Annotated in this window: 20 protein-coding genes and 1 tRNA gene; 13 read left to right on the top strand and 8 right to left on the bottom strand. The window is 67.3% G+C overall.

The genetic code is table 11. From position 1 onward, the window contains the following. Positions 1–32: 32 nt before the first annotated feature. The 7 genes from ccmC to EKM57_RS12480 all read left to right on the top strand — a co-directional run bounded on the left by ccmC (position 33) and on the right by EKM57_RS12480 (position 4,915). Positions 33–755, top strand: coding sequence for a heme ABC transporter permease CcmC (gene ccmC, locus EKM57_RS12455; protein WP_129792820.1), 723 nt, complete (start codon positions 33–35; stop codon positions 753–755). Further along, positions 752–889 carry a hypothetical protein gene (locus EKM57_RS21905; RefSeq protein ID WP_165357394.1) on the top strand — a complete coding sequence of 46 codons (138 nt, stop codon included), beginning with the start codon at positions 752–754 and terminating at the stop codon, positions 887–889. The genes ccmC and EKM57_RS21905 overlap by 4 nt, the downstream gene beginning before the upstream one ends. Then, a complete protein-coding gene (gene ccmE / locus EKM57_RS12460) occupies positions 879–1,316 on the top strand; it encodes a cytochrome c maturation protein CcmE (protein WP_129792958.1) in 438 nt (145 codons plus the stop codon). The genes EKM57_RS21905 and ccmE overlap by 11 nt, the downstream gene beginning before the upstream one ends. Further along, positions 1,313–3,244: a heme lyase CcmF/NrfE family subunit gene (locus tag EKM57_RS12465; RefSeq protein WP_129792821.1), complete on the top strand. Its 1,932-nt coding sequence runs from the start codon at positions 1,313–1,315 to the stop codon at positions 3,242–3,244. The genes ccmE and EKM57_RS12465 overlap by 4 nt, the downstream gene beginning before the upstream one ends. Next, positions 3,241–3,771, top strand: coding sequence for a DsbE family thiol:disulfide interchange protein (locus tag EKM57_RS12470; RefSeq protein ID WP_129792822.1), 531 nt, complete (start codon positions 3,241–3,243; stop codon positions 3,769–3,771). The genes EKM57_RS12465 and EKM57_RS12470 overlap by 4 nt, the downstream gene beginning before the upstream one ends. Before the next feature lie 89 nt (positions 3,772–3,860). Next, a complete protein-coding gene (locus tag EKM57_RS12475) occupies positions 3,861–4,268 on the top strand; it encodes a cytochrome c-type biogenesis protein (protein WP_129792959.1) in 408 nt (135 codons plus the stop codon). Beyond that, entirely contained in the window at positions 4,265–4,915 is a 651-nt protein-coding gene (locus tag EKM57_RS12480) for a tetratricopeptide repeat protein (RefSeq protein WP_129792823.1), read from the top strand. Before EKM57_RS12475 ends, EKM57_RS12480 begins: the two co-directional genes overlap by 4 nt. Before the next feature lie 176 nt (positions 4,916–5,091). Here EKM57_RS12480 and ald read toward each other — a convergent pair whose 3' ends face one another. Further along, positions 5,092–6,195, bottom strand: coding sequence for an alanine dehydrogenase (gene ald, locus EKM57_RS12485; RefSeq protein ID WP_129792824.1), 1,104 nt, complete (start codon positions 6,193–6,195; stop codon positions 5,092–5,094). A 167-nt stretch (positions 6,196–6,362) separates the two neighbouring features. Between ald and EKM57_RS12490 the strand changes: the two genes are divergently transcribed. Together EKM57_RS12490 and EKM57_RS12495 are read left to right on the top strand one after the other, a co-directional pair. Further along, positions 6,363–8,276 carry a potassium transporter Kup gene (locus EKM57_RS12490; RefSeq protein WP_129792825.1) on the top strand — a complete coding sequence of 638 codons (1,914 nt, stop codon included), beginning with the start codon at positions 6,363–6,365 and terminating at the stop codon, positions 8,274–8,276. Position 8,277: 1 nt separating this feature from the next. Further along, the gene (locus EKM57_RS12495) at positions 8,278–8,784 is read left to right on the top strand and encodes a 2'-5' RNA ligase family protein (protein WP_129792826.1); all 507 of its coding nucleotides are present in this window, start codon (positions 8,278–8,280) and stop codon (positions 8,782–8,784) included. A 30-nt stretch (positions 8,785–8,814) separates the two neighbouring features. Here EKM57_RS12495 and EKM57_RS12500 read toward each other — a convergent pair whose 3' ends face one another. After that, positions 8,815–9,237, bottom strand: a complete 423-nt coding sequence (locus EKM57_RS12500) for a DUF3775 domain-containing protein (protein WP_129792827.1) — start codon at positions 9,235–9,237, stop codon at positions 8,815–8,817. Between the two features lie 170 nt (positions 9,238–9,407). Between EKM57_RS12500 and EKM57_RS12505 the strand changes: the two genes are divergently transcribed. The 3 genes from EKM57_RS12505 to EKM57_RS12515 all read left to right on the top strand — a co-directional run bounded on the left by EKM57_RS12505 (position 9,408) and on the right by EKM57_RS12515 (position 10,379). Then, a tRNA-Met gene (locus EKM57_RS12505) sits at positions 9,408–9,484 on the top strand. A gap of 81 nt (positions 9,485–9,565) precedes the next feature. Beyond that, positions 9,566–9,973, top strand: coding sequence for a GFA family protein (locus EKM57_RS12510; RefSeq protein WP_129792828.1), 408 nt, complete (start codon positions 9,566–9,568; stop codon positions 9,971–9,973). 22 nt (positions 9,974–9,995) lie between these two features. Next, positions 9,996–10,379, top strand: a complete 384-nt coding sequence (locus tag EKM57_RS12515) for a hypothetical protein (RefSeq protein ID WP_129792829.1) — start codon at positions 9,996–9,998, stop codon at positions 10,377–10,379. A gap of 260 nt (positions 10,380–10,639) precedes the next feature. Here EKM57_RS12515 and EKM57_RS12520 read toward each other — a convergent pair whose 3' ends face one another. Then, a complete protein-coding gene (locus tag EKM57_RS12520; protein WP_129792830.1) occupies positions 10,640–11,218 on the bottom strand; it encodes a hypothetical protein in 579 nt (192 codons plus the stop codon). A 92-nt stretch (positions 11,219–11,310) separates the two neighbouring features. Then, a complete protein-coding gene (locus EKM57_RS12525; protein WP_206185413.1) occupies positions 11,311–12,570 on the bottom strand; it encodes an alanine racemase in 1,260 nt (419 codons plus the stop codon). Positions 12,571–12,742: 172 nt separating this feature from the next. On the opposite strand from EKM57_RS12525, the gene trxB reads away from it, so the two are divergent. Continuing rightward, positions 12,743–13,723: a thioredoxin-disulfide reductase gene (trxB, locus tag EKM57_RS12530; protein ID WP_129792832.1), complete on the top strand. Its 981-nt coding sequence runs from the start codon at positions 12,743–12,745 to the stop codon at positions 13,721–13,723. Here the strand turns inward: trxB and EKM57_RS12535 are convergent. Genes EKM57_RS12535 through EKM57_RS12545 form a run of 4 tightly spaced genes read right to left on the bottom strand, consistent with a single transcriptional unit; the run spans position 13,701 to position 16,495 of the window. Further along, positions 13,701–14,522 (bottom strand): hydrolase 1, exosortase A system-associated, encoded by an 822-nt coding sequence (locus tag EKM57_RS12535; protein ID WP_165357396.1) that lies wholly within the window; start codon positions 14,520–14,522, stop codon positions 13,701–13,703. The two genes, trxB and EKM57_RS12535, sit on opposite strands and share 23 nt — an antisense overlap. Continuing rightward, positions 14,507–15,181: a hypothetical protein gene (locus EKM57_RS21910; RefSeq protein ID WP_165357398.1), complete on the bottom strand. Its 675-nt coding sequence runs from the start codon at positions 15,179–15,181 to the stop codon at positions 14,507–14,509. The genes EKM57_RS12535 and EKM57_RS21910 overlap by 16 nt, the downstream gene beginning before the upstream one ends. Next, on the bottom strand, positions 15,178–15,456 hold the full coding sequence (locus EKM57_RS12540) for an acyl carrier protein (protein ID WP_129792834.1): 279 nt from the start codon (positions 15,454–15,456) through the stop codon (positions 15,178–15,180). The genes EKM57_RS21910 and EKM57_RS12540 overlap by 4 nt, the downstream gene beginning before the upstream one ends. Before the next feature lie 34 nt (positions 15,457–15,490). Next, positions 15,491–16,495 carry a GNAT family N-acetyltransferase gene (locus EKM57_RS12545; RefSeq protein WP_129792835.1) on the bottom strand — a complete coding sequence of 335 codons (1,005 nt, stop codon included), beginning with the start codon at positions 16,493–16,495 and terminating at the stop codon, positions 15,491–15,493. Between the last annotated feature and the right edge of the window lie 26 nt (positions 16,496–16,521).

Here is a 16,521-nt window from a genome sequence, read left to right on the forward strand (position 1 = left end):
TTCGAAAGGCTTCGCTAAACGAGTGCGCGACAATGCACGTCTACGCGAATCCGGCTCGTTTCCTCAAATTGGCGCGACCCCTGACGGCCTGGCTGGGCTGGGCAGGGGTGGCGCTGCTCCTGGCGTCGCTCGCGGTGGGCCTGTTCGTCGCTCCACCGGAGCGTTATCAGGGCGAGAGCGTCCGCATCATCTACATCCACGTGCCCGCCGCCTGGCTTGCGATGGGCGGCTGGACCGGCATCGCCGTCACCAGCCTGATGCAGCTGATCTGGCGCCATCCGCTCGCGGCGGTCGCGGCGCGCGCGATCGCCGTGCCGGGCAGCGTCTTCGCGGCGATCTGCCTGATCACGGGGTCGCTGTGGGGACGGCCGACCTGGGGTACTTATTGGGAATGGGACGGGCGCATGACTTCGATGCTCGTCCTCCTGTTCCTCTATCTCGGCTACATCGCTTTGGCCGCTGCCGAGCGGGAAAAGGGCGGGGAAGGGAGGTTGACCGCCATCTTCGGCCTGGTGGGAGCGATCAACATCCCAATCATCCGCTTCTCGGTGGAATGGTGGGAGAGCATCCACCAGAAAGCGAGCATCAGCCTGCTCGAAGGCAAGGTCAGCATCGATCCCTCCATGCTTTGGCCGCTGCTCGGCTCTGCGCTGGGATTCTCGCTGTTGTTCGGCGCCGTCGTGCTGATGCGGATGCGTGCCGAGCTGGCGCGGAACAAGGTCGAGGCGCGAATGAAGCGGATGGCGGCGTCGTGAGCCACTGGCCCTTCATCATCGCCGCCTATGCGGTTGCCCTGCTCGGCACCGCCGCGGTCGCCTTGTCGAGCTATATCGAAATGCGTCGCGCCGAAGCGGCGGCGGAAAGGCTCGGGCGTGGTCGTGAAGCCTAAGAACCAGCGCCTCGTCCTGCTCCTGCTGGCCGTCGTGGCGGTGCTCGGGGCCGTCCTGCTCGCCATGTCGGCGATGCGCGACCAGGCGAGCTTCTTCTATGCGCCGGCCGACGTCGCTCGAAAGGGGCTGCCGCTCGACCGGGCGGTGAGGATCGGCGGAATGGTGCGGCAGGGCTCGATCCGGCGCCACGCTGACGGGGTTACGATCGATTTCGTCGTCGGCGACGACACGCCGGCCACCATCCCCGTCCTCTATACCGGCATCACGCCCGACCTGTTCCAGGAGAATAGCGGCGTCGTGGCCGAAGGCCGCTTCCGCCCCGACGGCACCTTCGTCGCTTCCGAGATCCTCGCCAAGCATGACGAGAATTACATGCCGCCGCAGCTCGGAGAACGCGGCCTGCACAAGACGGAATCGCTGGAATGATCGCGGAGGGGGGGCTTGCAGCGCTGTGGCTTGCGGCGGCTCTGTCGCTGCTCCAGCTTTTCCTCGGCGCGGCCGCCTTGCGGCCGGGTGGCGAGACCTTGCTGCGCATCGTGCGTCCGGTGGCGGTGGCGCAGGGCGTGCTGGCGGCGGTCGCCTTTCTGGCCCTGATCTGGCTGTTCCTGCGCACCGACCTTTCGGTCGAGCTGGTCGCCGCCAACAGCCATTCCGCCAAGCCTTGGCTGTACAAGTTCGCCGGCGCCTGGGGAAACCATGAAGGCTCGATGCTGCTCTGGATCACCATTCTCGCGGTCGCCGGCGCCGCGGTCGCCTTGCTCGAGCGGCGGCTGCGCCAGGATACGTTGATCGCCACCCTGGCCGCGCAGGCGGCGATCGGCCTCGGCTTCTACGTCTTCCTCCTCTTCGCCTCCAATCCCTTCACCCGCCTGTCGCCGACTCCCGTCGAAGGAAACGGGCTCAACCCACTGCTTCAGGATCCGGGCCTCGCTTTCCATCCGCCGACTCTCTATTTCGGCTATGTCGGCATCTCGATCGCTTTCTCCTTCGCGGTCGGCGCGCTGGTCACGCGCGATGTCGGGCCGGCCTTTGCCCGGGCGATGCGGCCCTGGGTCCTGGCGGCATGGATCTTCCTTACCTTGGGCATCACCGCCGGCTCCTACTGGGCCTATTACGAGCTCGGCTGGGGCGGCTGGTGGTTCTGGGACCCGGTCGAGAATGCGTCGCTCATGCCCTGGCTTGCGGCGACCGCCCTGCTGCACAGCGTCACCGTGCTCGCCACGCGCGACGGACTGCGCGCCTGGACGGTCATGCTCGCGGTCGTCGCTTTTTCCATGTCGATGATCGGCACCTTCCTTGTGCGCTCGGGCATTTTGACCAGCGTCCATGCCTTCGCCGTCGATCCCCAGCGCGGCGCCTTCATTCTCGTCCTGCTCCTCTTCTATATTGGCGGGGCGTTGGCGCTGTTCGGACTCAGGATAGGCACGGTGAAGGAAGGCTCGCGCTTCGATTTCGTCAGCCGGGAAGGTGCGCTGGTGGTCAACAACCTGCTCCTTTCGGCGATCCTGGGCATCGTCTTCGTCGGCACCCTCTATCCGCTTGCCGTCGAAGCGGTGACTGGCGAGAAGCTTTCGGTCGGCCCGCCTTATTTCAACAGCGCCGCCGGCCCGATCGCCCTGCTCCTCGTCACGGTCATGGGAATGGGCGCTTTGTTGCGCTGGCGTCGGGACGATCTCGGCGCCCTGGTGCGGCGCATCGCCGTGCCGATCCTGATCTGCGCGGCGGCCTTGTTGCTGGTCGTGCTGCTCGCGCCCGGGATCGGCGTCCTGCCTCTGCTGGGTCTCACCCTCGCGGCGGGGGTCGGCGCGGCCAGCCTCGCGCCCTTGTGGAAGCGCAACCTGCGCCGGACACCCTTGTTCATCTGGGGCATGGTCGTCGCCCATTTCGGCATCGCGGTCAGTCTCGCCGGCATGGCTTCCGAAAGCGCCTTCACCCGCGAGACGCTGGTCGCGGCGCAGCCTGGTCAGGTGATGAACGTCGGCCCCTGGTCGGTCCGCTTCGCCGGAGTCGAGCCCGTCGCAGGCCCGAACTGGACGGCCATCGAAGCGCGGCTGACGGCTCGCCGCGGTGGCGGCGGGTCGTTCGAGCTCAGGCCGCAGGCACGGATGTTCAGCTCGCCGCCGACGCCGACCAGCGAGGCCGCGATCGCCACCGTATGGAACGGCCAGCTCTACGTCGCCATCGGGGAGCCCGACGAGCAGGGGCGCTGGCAGCTTCGGCTGTGGTGGAAGCCCTGGGTCACCCTGATCTGGCTCGGTGGCGGCCTGGTCGCGCTCGGCGGTCTGCTCGCCTTGATCGGTCGACTCAGGCGGGAGCACCGCATTCCCGCCAGAACCGAGGAGGCGATCGCGTGAAGCGCCGGCTGATCCTCTGGGCGCCGCTCATCGTCTTCGCCCTGTTCGTCGTTGTCGTGGCGGTCGGCCTCTACGCGCCCGCCGACCGCGCCATCCAGTCCCAGCTGATCGGACAGCCGGTGCCCGAATTCGCGCTCGCGCCGGCCCTGCCGGGGCGGCCCGGCCTTTCGAGCTCGGATTTCCGCCGCGGCGAGCCGCGTGTGGTCAACATTTTCGCGAGCTGGTGCATTCCCTGCCGCGCCGAGGCCCCCCAGCTCGCCGAGCTCGAGCGGCGCGGGGTGCCTATCGACGGAATCGCGGTCCGGGATCGGCCCCAGGACCTGCTTGCCTTCCTCGCCGCGTGGGGCGATCCCTTTCGCACCATCGGCGCCGACAACGACCGCCGCGTCCAGCTGGAACTGGGTTCCGCCGGCGTGCCGGAGACGTTCGTGATCGACGGCAACGGCATCATCCGCCACCAGCATATCGGCGCGATCAACCCGCAGGACGTTCCCGCGATCATCGCGGCCTATGAGGCGGCACGATGAGCAGGATGCGTCCCCTGTCCAGCGTCGCCGCCGAGGCCGGGACCCGGTTCGGACGCCCCAATGAGCGCCACCGGCCAGGGCACAAGGCCATGCTCGTCGCCGTGACCCTGTTCTTTACGCTCGCAGCCCCCGCCTTCGCCGACTCACTCCTTCCAGCCGCAGAATATGCCGACACCCAGCTCCCCGACCCGCGTCAGGAGCGGCAGGCGAAGGCGCTGATGGAGACGGTGCGGTGCCTGGTCTGCCAGGGCCAGGCGATATCCGACAGCGATGCCGAGATGGCCGGCGACATGCGCGCGTTGATCCGCCAGCGCATCCAGGCCGGCGAAAGCCCCGACCAGATCCGCGACTGGCTGATCGCGCGCTACGGCAATTGGGTAACCTACGATCCGCCGCTCGAGCCGGTGACCTGGCCGCTCTGGGGCGCGCCGATCCTCCTCCTGCTCGCCGGCCTGTGGCTGGCTCGTGGCCGCTTCCGGCGCAGGAAGAAGCCATGACCGGCTGGATCCTCATGCTCGTGCTCGCACTGGCGACCGGCGCTGGCCTGTGGCGCTTCGTCCGAAGGGACAAAGGCGCGGTCCAGTTCCTCGGCGCGGCCCTCCTGCTCGCGCTTGCCGGCTATGCCTGGCAGGGGCGGCCGGCACTGGAAGGCCGCCCCAAGCCGCCGCCGCAGCGCCAGCAGATCCCGGACAGCGCCTTCGCCGAGACTCGTGAAGACATGCTCGGCCGGTTCGACCGCGCCTGGTACTGGCTGAACATGTCGGAGGGCTTCGCCCGCCGCGGCGACACGCAGGGGGCGGCCCAGGTGATCAGCGCCGGCCTGAGGGACTCGCCGAACGATCCCGACCTCTGGGCGGGACTCGGCAGCGCGCTGGTGACTCATGCCGACGGCATGATGACCCCGGCGGCCGAGCTCGCCTTCCGCCGCGCCCGGGCGATCGCGCCCGAGCATCCGGCGCCCCGCTTCTATTACGGCCTCGCCCTCGCCCAGGGCGGCCAGTTCGACCAGGCCGAGCAGATCTGGCGCGAGCTGCTGTCCCAGGCCCCGCCCGACGCCGACTATCGCCGAATCATCGAGGAACGGCTCGCGGCCCTGCAGCAGGCTCGCTCCATGGGCCAGATCCCGCCGGCCGCGACACCTTAGGATAGCCCCTCCCTTTGAAGGAGGGGGTAGGGGCCGCGATGTCGTCGCAGCCCTCCGACCGGCCACCTCGGTCGGGAGAGGGCGCATCGGTCCGTGCGGACGAGTACGGACTCGCCGGCACCGATCCGACCCGCTCCTCCCGGCCCTTCGATTCGGCCCGGGAGGAGCGGGATCCGCTAGGCCGCCGCGTCGAAGGGCAGCCCGAGCGCCTCGGCGACAGCCTGATGGCGGATCTTGCCGCCCGATACGTTCAGGCCGTTCGCCAGATGCGGGTCGGCCTTCATCGCCGCTTCGGCGCCCATGTTGGCGAGCCTCAGCACGAAGGGCAGGGTGGCGTTGTTGAGCGCGAAGGCCGACGTGCGTGCGACAGCGCCGGGCATGTTGGCGACGCAATAATGAATGACCCCGTCAATCTCGTAGACCGGATCGCTGTGTGTGGTCGGCCGCGACGTCTCGAAGCAGCCGCCCTGGTCGATCGAGATGTCGACCAGGACCGAACCACGCTTCATCGTCTTCAGCATGTCGCGGGTCACCAGCTTGGGCGCGGCGGCGCCGGGGATCAGCACCGCGCCGATTACCAGTTCCGACTTGGCCACCGCCTTGGCGATCGCCGCCTTGGAGGCGTAGGCCGTCTTGATCTGGCTGCCGAAGAACATGTCGAGCTCGGCGAGCCGAGCATTGGAGATGTCGTAGATCGTGACGTCGGCGCGCATGCCCACCGCCATCTGAGCGGCATTCACGCCGGCAATGCCGCCGCCGAGGATGGTCACCTTGGCCGGCGCGACACCGGGCACGCCGCCGAGCAGGACGCCGCGTCCGCCCTGCTCCTTCTCCAGGTAATGAGCGCCCACCTGGATCGACATCCGACCGGCGACCTCCGACATCGGCTTCAGCAGCGGCAGCGAGCGGTCGTTGGCGGTCACCGTCTCATAGGCGATGCAGGTCGCGCCCGACTTCATCAGGCCCCTGGTCTGCTCGGGATCGGGGGCGAGGTGGAGATAGGTGAACAACAGGTGGCGGGGCTCCAGCAAGGCGATCTCGCTCGCCTGCGGCTCCTTCACCTTGACGATCATGTCGGAGCCGGCGAACAACTCGGCGGCATTGCCGGCGATCTTGGCACCGGCCTCGACATAATCCTCGTCCGAAAAGTCGATCCCGACTCCGGCCTGGGTCTCGATGAGAACCTCATGGCCGGCGGCGACGAGCTCGGCGACCGACGCGGGGGTGAGGCCGACGCGATACTCGTGAACCTTGATTTCCTTCGGCACGCCGACGCGCATGGAAAGTGCTCCTGGTAGTTTGTGATAGAAAAGCGCGCGTCCTATAGCGGGGCGAATTCGCTTTGTCGCCGTTGCGAAGGCGGAGCCCCGGTGCTAACCCGCCCCCGCCTTGGCACGGTCAGGGCGTCAAATAAGGACCTTCGGACGTCTTCTTCCGATCCTGACCGATGAGCGATAGCGCAGCCGTTCCGAAGGAACCCGCGGACCGTCCCGCCGGGCAGCATGCACCGCAGGCAAGCATTGCCGGGCTGACATTGCTCGCCATGGGCGTCGTCTTCGGCGACATCGGCACCAGCCCCCTTTATGCGCTCCGCGAGACATTCGCAGGCGCGCACCCGCTGCCGATCAACCAGATCCAGGTATTCGGGGTCATCTCGCTCATCTTCTGGTCGATGATGCTGGTCGTCAGCATCAAATATATCACGATCCTGACCCGTGCGGACAATAAGGGGGAAGGCGGCAGCCTCGCTTTGCTGGCCCTGATCTCGCGCAAGGCGGACGTGCGCTGGTCCGGCGGGATCGTTCTGCTCGGCGTCTTTGCCTGTGCGCTCTTCTACGGCGATTCGATGATCACGCCGGCCATCTCGGTGCTTTCGGCGGTCGAAGGCCTCACCGTCGTCGAGGACAGCCTGCAACCCCTGGTGGTGCCGATCGCCATCGCGATCCTCATCGGCCTGTTCCTGCTCCAGCGGACCGGGACGGCAAGGGTCGGAGCGCTGTTCGGACCGATCGTCGTCACATATTTTCTGACGCTCGCCATCCTTGGGAGCGCAAGCATCCTGCGCCACCCGGAAATCCTGTGGGCGCTCAATCCCTGGTACGCGCTCAACTTCTTCCTGATCGACAAGTGGCTGGGCTTTCTTGCGCTCGGCTCGGTGGTGCTGGCGGTAACCGGCACCGAAGCGCTTTACGCCGATATGGGGCATTTCGGTCGCAAGCCGATACGCAACGCCTGGGTCATGTTCGTCATGCCCGCTCTGATGCTCAACTATATGGGGCAGGGCGCGCTGCTGATCGCCGATCCGTCGGCCGTCAGCAGCCCCTTCTTCATGCTCGCGCCCGAATGGTTCCGGCTGCCGCTCGTGTTCATCGCGACGCTTGCGACGATCGTTGCCAGCCAGGCGGTGATATCGGGTGCCTTTTCGGTGACCCAGCAAGCGGTGCAGCTCGGCTTCGTGCCCAGGATGCGCATCACGCACACGAGCGCGCGCGCCGCAGGGCAGATCTACATACCGGCGATCAACAACGCGCTGATGGTGCTGGTCATCCTGCTCGTCCTCTTCTTCCAGAATTCGAGCAATCTGGCGGCCGCTTACGGCGTCGCGGTGACCGGCGCGATGCTGATCGACACGTGCCTGCTCGCGGTGGTCCTCTTCTCCTTGTGGAAATGGCCGCGGTGGGCGTCGCTGCCGTTGCTCGCCATCTTCTTCATCGTCGACATCACCTATTTCGCGGCGAACCTCACCAAGGTTCCCAACGGCGGCTGGTTCCCGCTGTTGATCGGGCTGATCGGCTTCACGCTTCTCACGACCTGGGCGCGTGGCCGCAAGCTGATGATCGAGCGGATGGACGAGGCGGCCATCCCGCTGCCGATCTTCGTCAAGTCGGCCGCAAGCAGCGCGACCCGCGTTCCCGGCACGGCCGTGTTCATGACCACGTCGGCAGAAGGCGTGCCGCATTCGCTGCTGCACAATCTGAAGCACAACAAGGTCATTCACGAACGCGTGATCCTGCTGACGGTGAGGATCGAGGACGTGCCCTTTGTCGACCAGGAAAAGTCCTTCGAACTGAAGGAGCTAGGCAGCGGCTTCTTCCGGCTCATCGTCCGCTACGGATTCATGCAGGAGACGAACGTGCCGGCGGCTCTGGCGCGCGTCGACGAATGCGGACCCCAGTTCAAGATGATGGATACGAGCTTCTTCCTCGCCCGCCAGACGCTCATCACCTCGGCCACGCCGGGAATGGCTGTCTGGCGCGAGAAATTGTTCGCCTGGATGCTGCGCAACGCGGAGAGCGCAATGGAGTTCTTCAAGCTTCCGCCCAACCGTGTCGTCGAGCTGGGCGCCCAGGTCGAGATCTGAATTGGAAGCCGGGCCGCTGATCGTCACCGCTTTGTTCGGGCCGGGCGACGACGGATGGCTCCAGCAGCTACGGCGCGAACATTATCCCGCCGCGCTGAACCGCGTGCCGGCGCACCTGACCTTGTTCCGCCAGCTTCCGCCGAGCCTTGAAGGCGAGCTTTCGGCCCGACTTGGCCGGGCGACGGCGGCGGCGCCGCCAAAAGCCGCGGTCGTAGACATCATGGATATGGGGGAGGGGACGGCGCTGCGGGTCGACAGCCCGGCGCTCGAGGCGATCCGCGACGACCTCGCCGAAGCCTTTCACGGGCTGCTGACGCCTCAGGACCAGACAGGGTGGAGGCCGCACGTCACGATCCAGAACAAGGTCGAGCGGAGCGAGGCACAGCGCCTGCAAAAGGCCCTGCGCGCCCGCTTCGAGCCGCGCCCGCTCGCCATCCGAGCGCTCGCTTCCTGGCGCTACCGGGGCGGACCGTGGGAGCCGCTGAAGACGCACCCGTTCCGGAAGTGATTGTCGGCGGGCGGACGCGCCCGGCGCGGCTCAGTCGGTCTGGCCGATACCGTCGCAGCTGAAGTCGAAGGCGGCAAGGCCCGCCTCCAGGTGACCGGCTAGCAACGGCATATCCAGGAGTTCGTCCAGCCGCTCGTCCGGATCCAGCTCGCTTGCTTCCGCGAATGCATCGTCCCATTCGCTCGCATCATAGGTGCCGCGCCCCACCCAGGCCAAGGCGAGCGTTTCGGCCAGTTGGTCATCGGCGAGGTCGTCGAGCGTCGCCTGAATCTCTTCCTCGACGCCGCTGTTCAGCTCATCCTCCAGCGTCGACAGCGCCTGATCGCCCTCGTCGTCCAGATCGTCGACATTGTCGGCATCATCGTCGGGGTCCTGCGCGGGCACCTGCGCCTCGAGTTCGCGCGCCCTCAATATCAGCCGGCACAGGGTTTCCAGCGGGGTAAGCAATTCCATGGGCGGTCTCCGTTCCGGTCGAAACGACATCAGGGGCGGGCGGTTCCGGCGCTTTCGCATCGACGCGGCCGAGCTTGAAAATCCCTGCCGCTCACTCCAGTTGACCCTTCGCCCACGCCTTCCTATAGCGCCGCGGCGCGTGCCGGACGAGGCACCTCGTTTTGCCTTGGGGCGGAGTAGCTCAGCTGGTTAGAGCAGCGGAATCATAATCCGCGTGTCGGGGGTTCAAGTCCCTCCTCCGCTACCATATCCACCGACCATGCCGATAAGCCGTTCCGCGGACTGGCTTGCTGTGGCAATGTCGGTGCTCATCGGAAGAGGCAGTTCCATGACGGCGAGGACCTATAGAGGCAGCTGCCACTGCGGCGCCATCGCTTACGAGGTCGAGATCGACCTCGACGCGGGGACCGGCAAGTGCAACTGCACCTTCTGCATGAAGGCGCGGGCATGGAAGGCGTTCGTTGCCCCGACGGCCTTCAGGCTGTCGAGTGGAGCCGGCGATATGGCGGCCTATCGCAAGCAGCCTCAGGCGCCTTTGAAGCATTTCTGCCCGGCCTGCGGCGTCTACACGCACGAGACGGGAAGTGCCGATTATATGGGCGGCGATTTCGTGGGAGTCTTCCTGTCCAGCCTCGATGACGTCGAACCAAGTGCGCTGGCGTCCGCCCCGGTTCGCTATTCGGACGGGCGCAACGACAATTGGCAGAATCCGCCCGGGGAGACGCGCTATCTATAGGCCTGGCCGAAACATCGCGACCTTGGCTCGCCATGCGGGAGCGCTGCTCGGGCTGGCGCTGGTCGCGCCTTGGCCCGCGGTAGCCCAGTCGGGTGGACAGCCGGCGCCGTCGCCTGGCTTCGGGCGAATGTGGACTGGCTGGAGCAGCATCAACCGGCAGGCCCTCACCCAGGAGCATGAAGCCGTTCGGCGCTACCGGGAGGATCTCGCCACGGCGGACGCCCGGCGTCTGCGAGCGCTTCGCGATCAGGGCCGGCCCTTGGGCGAGCGGGTCGGGGAAATCGTGCGCCTCGGCGATTGCGAAGAAGGCGAACGCCTGGCCCGCGCCGCCGGTGACTTTGCGCTCGTCGAGGCGGTGCGCGGCTATTGCCGAGGGGTGCCGGGCGACGATGCGCCTCGGTCCTAGGGCCGCCTTCCGGTCGATTGAACCGACCTCGCGATCAACGGTGCCGACCGGGCCCACATGGCCGACCGGAGGAGGGAGCTGGTTCGAAGGCATCTGGCCGAGCACGTCGGCGCTTCCTGCCGAGCTTTGGGCAACGCCCGTCCACGGCTCCCGCACCGGGCCTAGTTTCTATGGCGTTCCACGGGATCAGGAAGCCTCGATCACCGGCCCGCGAGCGGCGGGCCGATCCCTTCCGTTAGGAGGGGATCGGCCGCTCTGCCTTAATTGCTCCCGGACGGTGCGGCGTCGCCGCTGGCGCCTTCCGTCGTGGCCGAAGCATTGCTGTCCGGAGTCGCGGCGGGCGAAGCCGCGGCGATCTGCGCCTGCAGGTCGGCCAGTGTCGCGCCGATGCGCAGACCGTTCTGGCCCGGTGCGACCGAGCTGCGGGGCAGCCTGATCGGCTGCTCGCCGAGCTTGACGGTGACCGTCTCGGCATCCGTGGTCTCGATCGCGCCGATCGGAGCGCCATTGCGGTCGTGCACCATGGCGCCGACCTGGATCGCCTGCTGTGCCTGGGCGATCGCCTGGTCGAGCTGGCTGTTGAGCTGGTCGCGAGTCAGGCCGAACAGGACGGCTTCCTCTGTCGGGGTGAAGGAGGAAACCGGAAGCCGCGCCGCATGGCGGTCGGTGCGAACGACGACAAATTCGCTGTCGACGGACTCGACGGTGCCGACTTCGCCGCCCTGCGGATCCTTGACGGTGGCGCCGACCTGGATCGTCTGCGCGCCGGCCGGAGCGGCGACGGGGAAGAGCAGAGCCGCGGAAAGCGCGGTTGCAGCGAGCATTTTGCGGAAGTTCATCATCTCTCCTCGATGTGATGGCTGACGGGGCGGGCCGGGGGCCTTATCCACGACTCAACTTAATGCCCTGAGCCGCCAAGGCAAGTTTCGGGTCAGAACAGGGTGGTCACCGCGCCGGTGACCCTATGGGCCCCGTCGACCGTCAACAGGGCCGTCCAGCGGTCGAAGGTCGCGCAAGGATGGGAAATGCCGAAGCCGACGAGGTCGCCCACCGCCAGCCGGCCGTCCGGAGCGGACAGGCTCAGATGCTGATCCCACATCGCGACGACCGTCATGTCTGTGGCTTCATTGGGCGGACCTTCGCCGGGCGGGCGATGCACCCATAGCGGCCGCGGCGGCTCGACGTCGTAAGAAAGGTCGCGCTTTCCGGCGCCGACGATCGCAAGCCTGGGCTCCGGCAGCGAAAGCACGGTGCCCCAGACCTCGAGCGCATGTTCGAGCTTCGGCAGCCCGGGCAGGCGGCTCCCCCCCGGTCCGGTCAGCCGCGCGTAAAGGCCGCTGTCGTGGGTGACGTAGCAGCCCGGCCGAATCACGCGCCGGACCGGCTGGCCGCCGATCCGGCCGGGGAGCTTGGCCGCGCACAGGTCGAGAAAGCCCGACCCACCGGCCGAGATCAGCACCTCTCCTTCGGCGAACAGGCCTTCCGCGGCGATGTCGTGGGCAGCGATCAGCGCCAGGTCGATCATGTCGGCGGCCTCGAGCCGGGCGTCGGGCCGAGCCTGGCGGATTCCTTCGAACGTCTCGACGCCGCGAAGCGCAAGCCGCGGCTGGGCCGCGACAGCGCGCGCAAGTGCGAGCGCTTCCGCGGTGCTGCGAACGCCGGAACGGCCGCCTTCCAGCCCGGTCTCGATCAGCACCTGCACCGGCCGTGCGCTTGCGACCCGCTCCACCGCTTCGACGAGCAGGGCCGCGCCATCGGCCGAATCGACGAGACAGAAGAAGTCGAAGGACGGGTCGCGCGCAATCTCGCTTATGACGAAGTCGAGGTCGGTTCGCCCGACGAGCTGATTGGCAAGGAGGATCCGCTCTATCCCGAGCCGCCGATAGACTCGCACATGGTGAGCGGTCGCGGCGGTGATTCCCCAGGCGCCCGCCTCGAGCTGCCTGCGCAACAGCTCCGGGCTCATGCTGGTCTTGCCATGAGGGCAGAGCAGGGCGCCGTTTCGGTCGGCGAAGGCCTGCATCTCCCTTATATTGTCCGCCAAAGCCTCTTCCCGGATGATTGCTGACGGCATCATCAGGTCGCCGGCGAGCAGGCTTAGGCCAAGCCGGCCGATCTCGGGGCCGGTAAGACCCTCGGCCGAGGGCGGCAGACCTTTGGTCCGCCAGTCGAGCGGGCGCTCGATCACCATACGGCCTTGTCGCGGCCTGTCATTGAACGGCATGCCCCATCTGCTGCAATCCGAAGCCGCATCGGCTCCTATCAACCCGGGCTCCGGGCGGCAAATGACGGTTGCACGGGCAGGGGGACGACCCTACCTCGCATTCATCACCCGAGTTGATCCTTCCAGGAAAGACCCCTTCATGGCGGCTACCCACTCCACCCGAATGCTGATTCTCGGCTCCGGCCCGGCCGGCCTTACCGCGGCCATCTACGGCGCGCGGGCCGGCCTCGCGCCGATCGTCGTTCAGGGCATCCAGCCGGGCGGACAGCTCACCATCACCACCGATGTGGAAAATTATCCCGGTTTCGCCGACGTCATCCAGGGACCGTGGCTGATGGAGCAGATGCAGAAGCAGGCGGAGCATGTCGGCGCCCGGATGGAGTGGGATCATATCGTCGAGGTCGATCTGTCCAGCCGCCCGTTTCGAATGCTGGGCGACAGCGGCACCGTCTATCTCGGCGACACGCTGGTGATCGCCACCGGGGCCCAGGCGAAATGGCTCAACCTGCCGTCCGAGGAGCGGATGAAGGGGAAGGGGGTCTCGGCCTGCGCCACCTGCGACGGTTTCTTCTATCGCGGCAAGAAGGTGATCGTGATCGGCGGCGGCAACACGGCCGTCGAGGAAGCGCTGTACATGACCAACCACAGTCATGACGTCACCTTGATCCATCGCCGCGACTCGCTGCGCGCGGAGAAGATCCTGCAGGAACGGCTGTTCGCTCACGCCAACATCAAGGTGATGTGGAACCGCGAGGTGGCGGAGTTCGTCGGCGGCGGCGAGCCCGAAGGCCTGGTCGCGGTGGATTTGCGCGACACCGTCACGGGCGAGATCCAGCGGCTCGACACGGAGGGCGCCTTCATCGCCATCGGCCACTCGCCGGCCACCGAGTTGTTCAAGGGACAGCTTGAGCTCGACAAGGACGGCTATATCCCGGTGGAGCCTGGCACCAGCCGCACGTCGATTCCCGGCGTGTTCGCCTGCGGCGACGTAATGGACAAGCATTACCGGCAGGCGGTCACCGCCGCCGGCACCGGCTGCATGGCCGCGTTGGACGCCGAGAAGTTCCTCGCCGAGGCCGATTTCGAGGCGAAGCCCGTCAGGAGCCTTCAGGAAGCTTGACAGCCGGTCGGGCGTCCAACCGCCGCACCGCCTCGAGCACCGCTTCCGACAGGCGCCCCTCGTCTCCTGGGCGTGCGAAGGTGTGTGAATCCGTGTCGAGCTTCTGAGCCTTTCCGGCCAACCCGCGGAAAATGGGTGACCTCATCTCAACGTCCGCTGCGATGGCCGTTGCGTCGCCCGTCGCGAGGAGCAGTTCGGCCGGCAGTCGATGCCGCGCCATCGCGGCGGCCACCTCCTGCGCCAGTGTCGAAGGCGCGCGGCTTCCGGACTTCAATATCCCTTTGAACAATTTTCGATAATTCACTCCGCCTGAAACCAGTCTCTTCCAGCCGTCCAGGCTGAGCAGGCGGTCTCGATAATGTTGGCGGATTGCCGCCGGCGCAGGTTCGCCCGAGGCGGTCTCCACCAGCCAGGGGTTGACCAGGATCAGCCCGTCCAGCCCGGCCTGATCGCCCAAGAGAGCGATCGCGGTCGCTCCGTCGCACAGGCCGAATCCGTCTATCCGAGTCAGCCCTGGGCGCTCTCGGCGAAGCAGATCGGCCGCGGCAGTCAGATCGGGCCCGCTGCTGCGGTAGCCCGGATCGTCCCCGCTGCTGTCGCCGACCCCCCGCCGATCGAAACGCAGGCAGGAAATTCCCCGCTCTGCCAGGTACATAGCGAGGCGCTCGTACATACGGTGCGAACCGATTCGTGTCTGACTGCCGCCGGTCACCATCAGCAGGCCGCGGTCGCCGCCGCCTTCGTCGAGCGCCGCGCCGAGCGTCTCTCCCTCGCAGGCGAAGGTCAGGAGACGACGCATGCCGCATGCCATTCGACGATGTCGGCGGCCATGGCCTCCGCGAGTTCCGGCGCACTGCCCGGTTCGGACCGGCGCCATAGAGCGGGCCCCGAAAGCTTGATGTCGGCCGGCGCTGCATCGCTCGACAAGCGGGCCGTGCGCAACGGCTCCTGGTGGACGGCGGTGGCGTCGGCCAGACGGCCCTTCAGACTGTCCGAAGGCGCGTAGCCGGCCCATTCGACGCCGGCGAGGCCGGCCCGAGTCATGTCCCGGACCAGCGACGCCCCCGGCACCGGCGCCAGGCGCCACCAGCCGATCGCGGCCGCGGCGTCGTCGATCAGGCAGCCGCCCCGGATCGATGCAATGAGCGGCGTCTTGCCGCTGCGGGCCTGGAGATGGTCGGCCGCCGCCATGACGTCATGCCGCCAGTCTTCCCACCGGCTGGTCTCCAGCGCTTCGAGGCTCTCGCCCGTGCCCTTGAGGTCCGGGAGCCAGCCGGACATGCCCTTTCCCGCGAGCGCCCGCATGACGCCAGCGACCAGCGCCCGCGTGCGGTTCATTTCCTCGAACAACGGAGGGACGATCAGGATCGGCGGCGCCTCGACCGGTCCGATCCGCATCAGATATTCTTCCCGGCCTGCGCTTCGGAACGTCTCGTAAGCGAGACCGCCCAAACTCACTGCAGCGCCTTGGCCCGCGCGAAGGTAAGGAGGGAGCCGAACGTCTCGAGCATGTCGGCATCGACCTCATGGTCCTCGATGAGGATCCCGAGCCGTTCCTCCAGCTCGGTAAGCAAGCCGGCGACCGCCATCGAATCGAACTCCGGCAACGCGCCGAACAAGGCCGTGCTCTCATCGAAACCGCGAACCTTGTCCTCGGCCAGGCCGAGCACGTCGACAAGCACCGCGCGCAGCGTCGCGTCGACCTGTTCTTCATCGTTGAAGGCGGCAACCATGCTTCGGCTCTTATCCCCCGTTGCGCCGGGCGCCCTACCGACTTCGCCGGCGGGCGGCAAGCGCGGAAGCCCAGGCACGAGCCGCGCCGAGCAGTCCCTTGAACGTGCGCGGATTGAAAGCGGTGAGGTTCCAGAGGGTTTTCTTCTCCTCCATCCACTCGGCCTTATAGGCTTCGTCCCCGGTGCCGTAGTCGATCCTTTCGACCCGGTCGTGATCGAGCACGTGGCGGAACATCGCCATGCCCAGGATCGTCCCAGGCGACATCGCCTTGGCCGCTTCCGAATAAGCGAGCTTGTGGATGGTCGCCTCCTTGTTCTCGACGAGCCAGAGTTGCGCCGCGACAGGCACGCCTGCCGCTTTGGCAATCCCCAGACGCAAGGTTCCGGCGGCGCCCTCCTGCTCGGCGAGCGCGCGAAGGAACGGGAAAGAGCCTTCTTCCGGCTTCCAGCTAGCCCGATAGACCGACTCGTAATCGTCCCAGGCCGCGGCGTCGAAGCGATCGTGGACAACGACGTCCAGGGCCGCGCCCTTGGCCTTGCGCTTTGCCGTGTTGCGCAGCCGCGCCGGCCGCTTCGCCCAATAGCGCTCGAAATCCATGCCTGCCGTGTCGATCCGCCAATTGGTGGTGCGCGGCGCTGCGAAGACGATCCATCCCGCCTCGCGCAAGCCGTGCTCCAGCGGCTCGGGATCCTCGATGGGCCCGAGCTCGACCCGGGCGAGTCCGCCGTCGCGCAAGGCCGCCGCGATCGCCGTCAGCAGATCCGGGTCGCGATCGCCGACTGCGTCGAAGCGCAGCGAATACCAGACCGCGTAAGCGGCGGCCGTCGGATGGTTCACCGCGAGGAAGAGCCAGGCGCGGCGGCGGCCGGCGCGGGCGCGAAGCGCAAGCAGCTTACCGGAGGGCGGGCAATGGCGGGCGAGCAGGCGGAACCAGTCGAGCCGTCCGTACAGAGAAGGCACGGACTGCCGGTCGAGCGTGCCGGCGGCGTCGCGGGCGACCGAGTCCAGATCCTCGAACAACTCGACCTCGGCCGCCACTGCCTCTTCCCCTCCGCCCCTGCCTG

It is taken from the genome of Sphingosinicella sp. CPCC 101087 (assembly GCF_004151485.1).
Lineage (GTDB): Bacteria > Pseudomonadota > Alphaproteobacteria > Sphingomonadales > Sphingomonadaceae > Allosphingosinicella.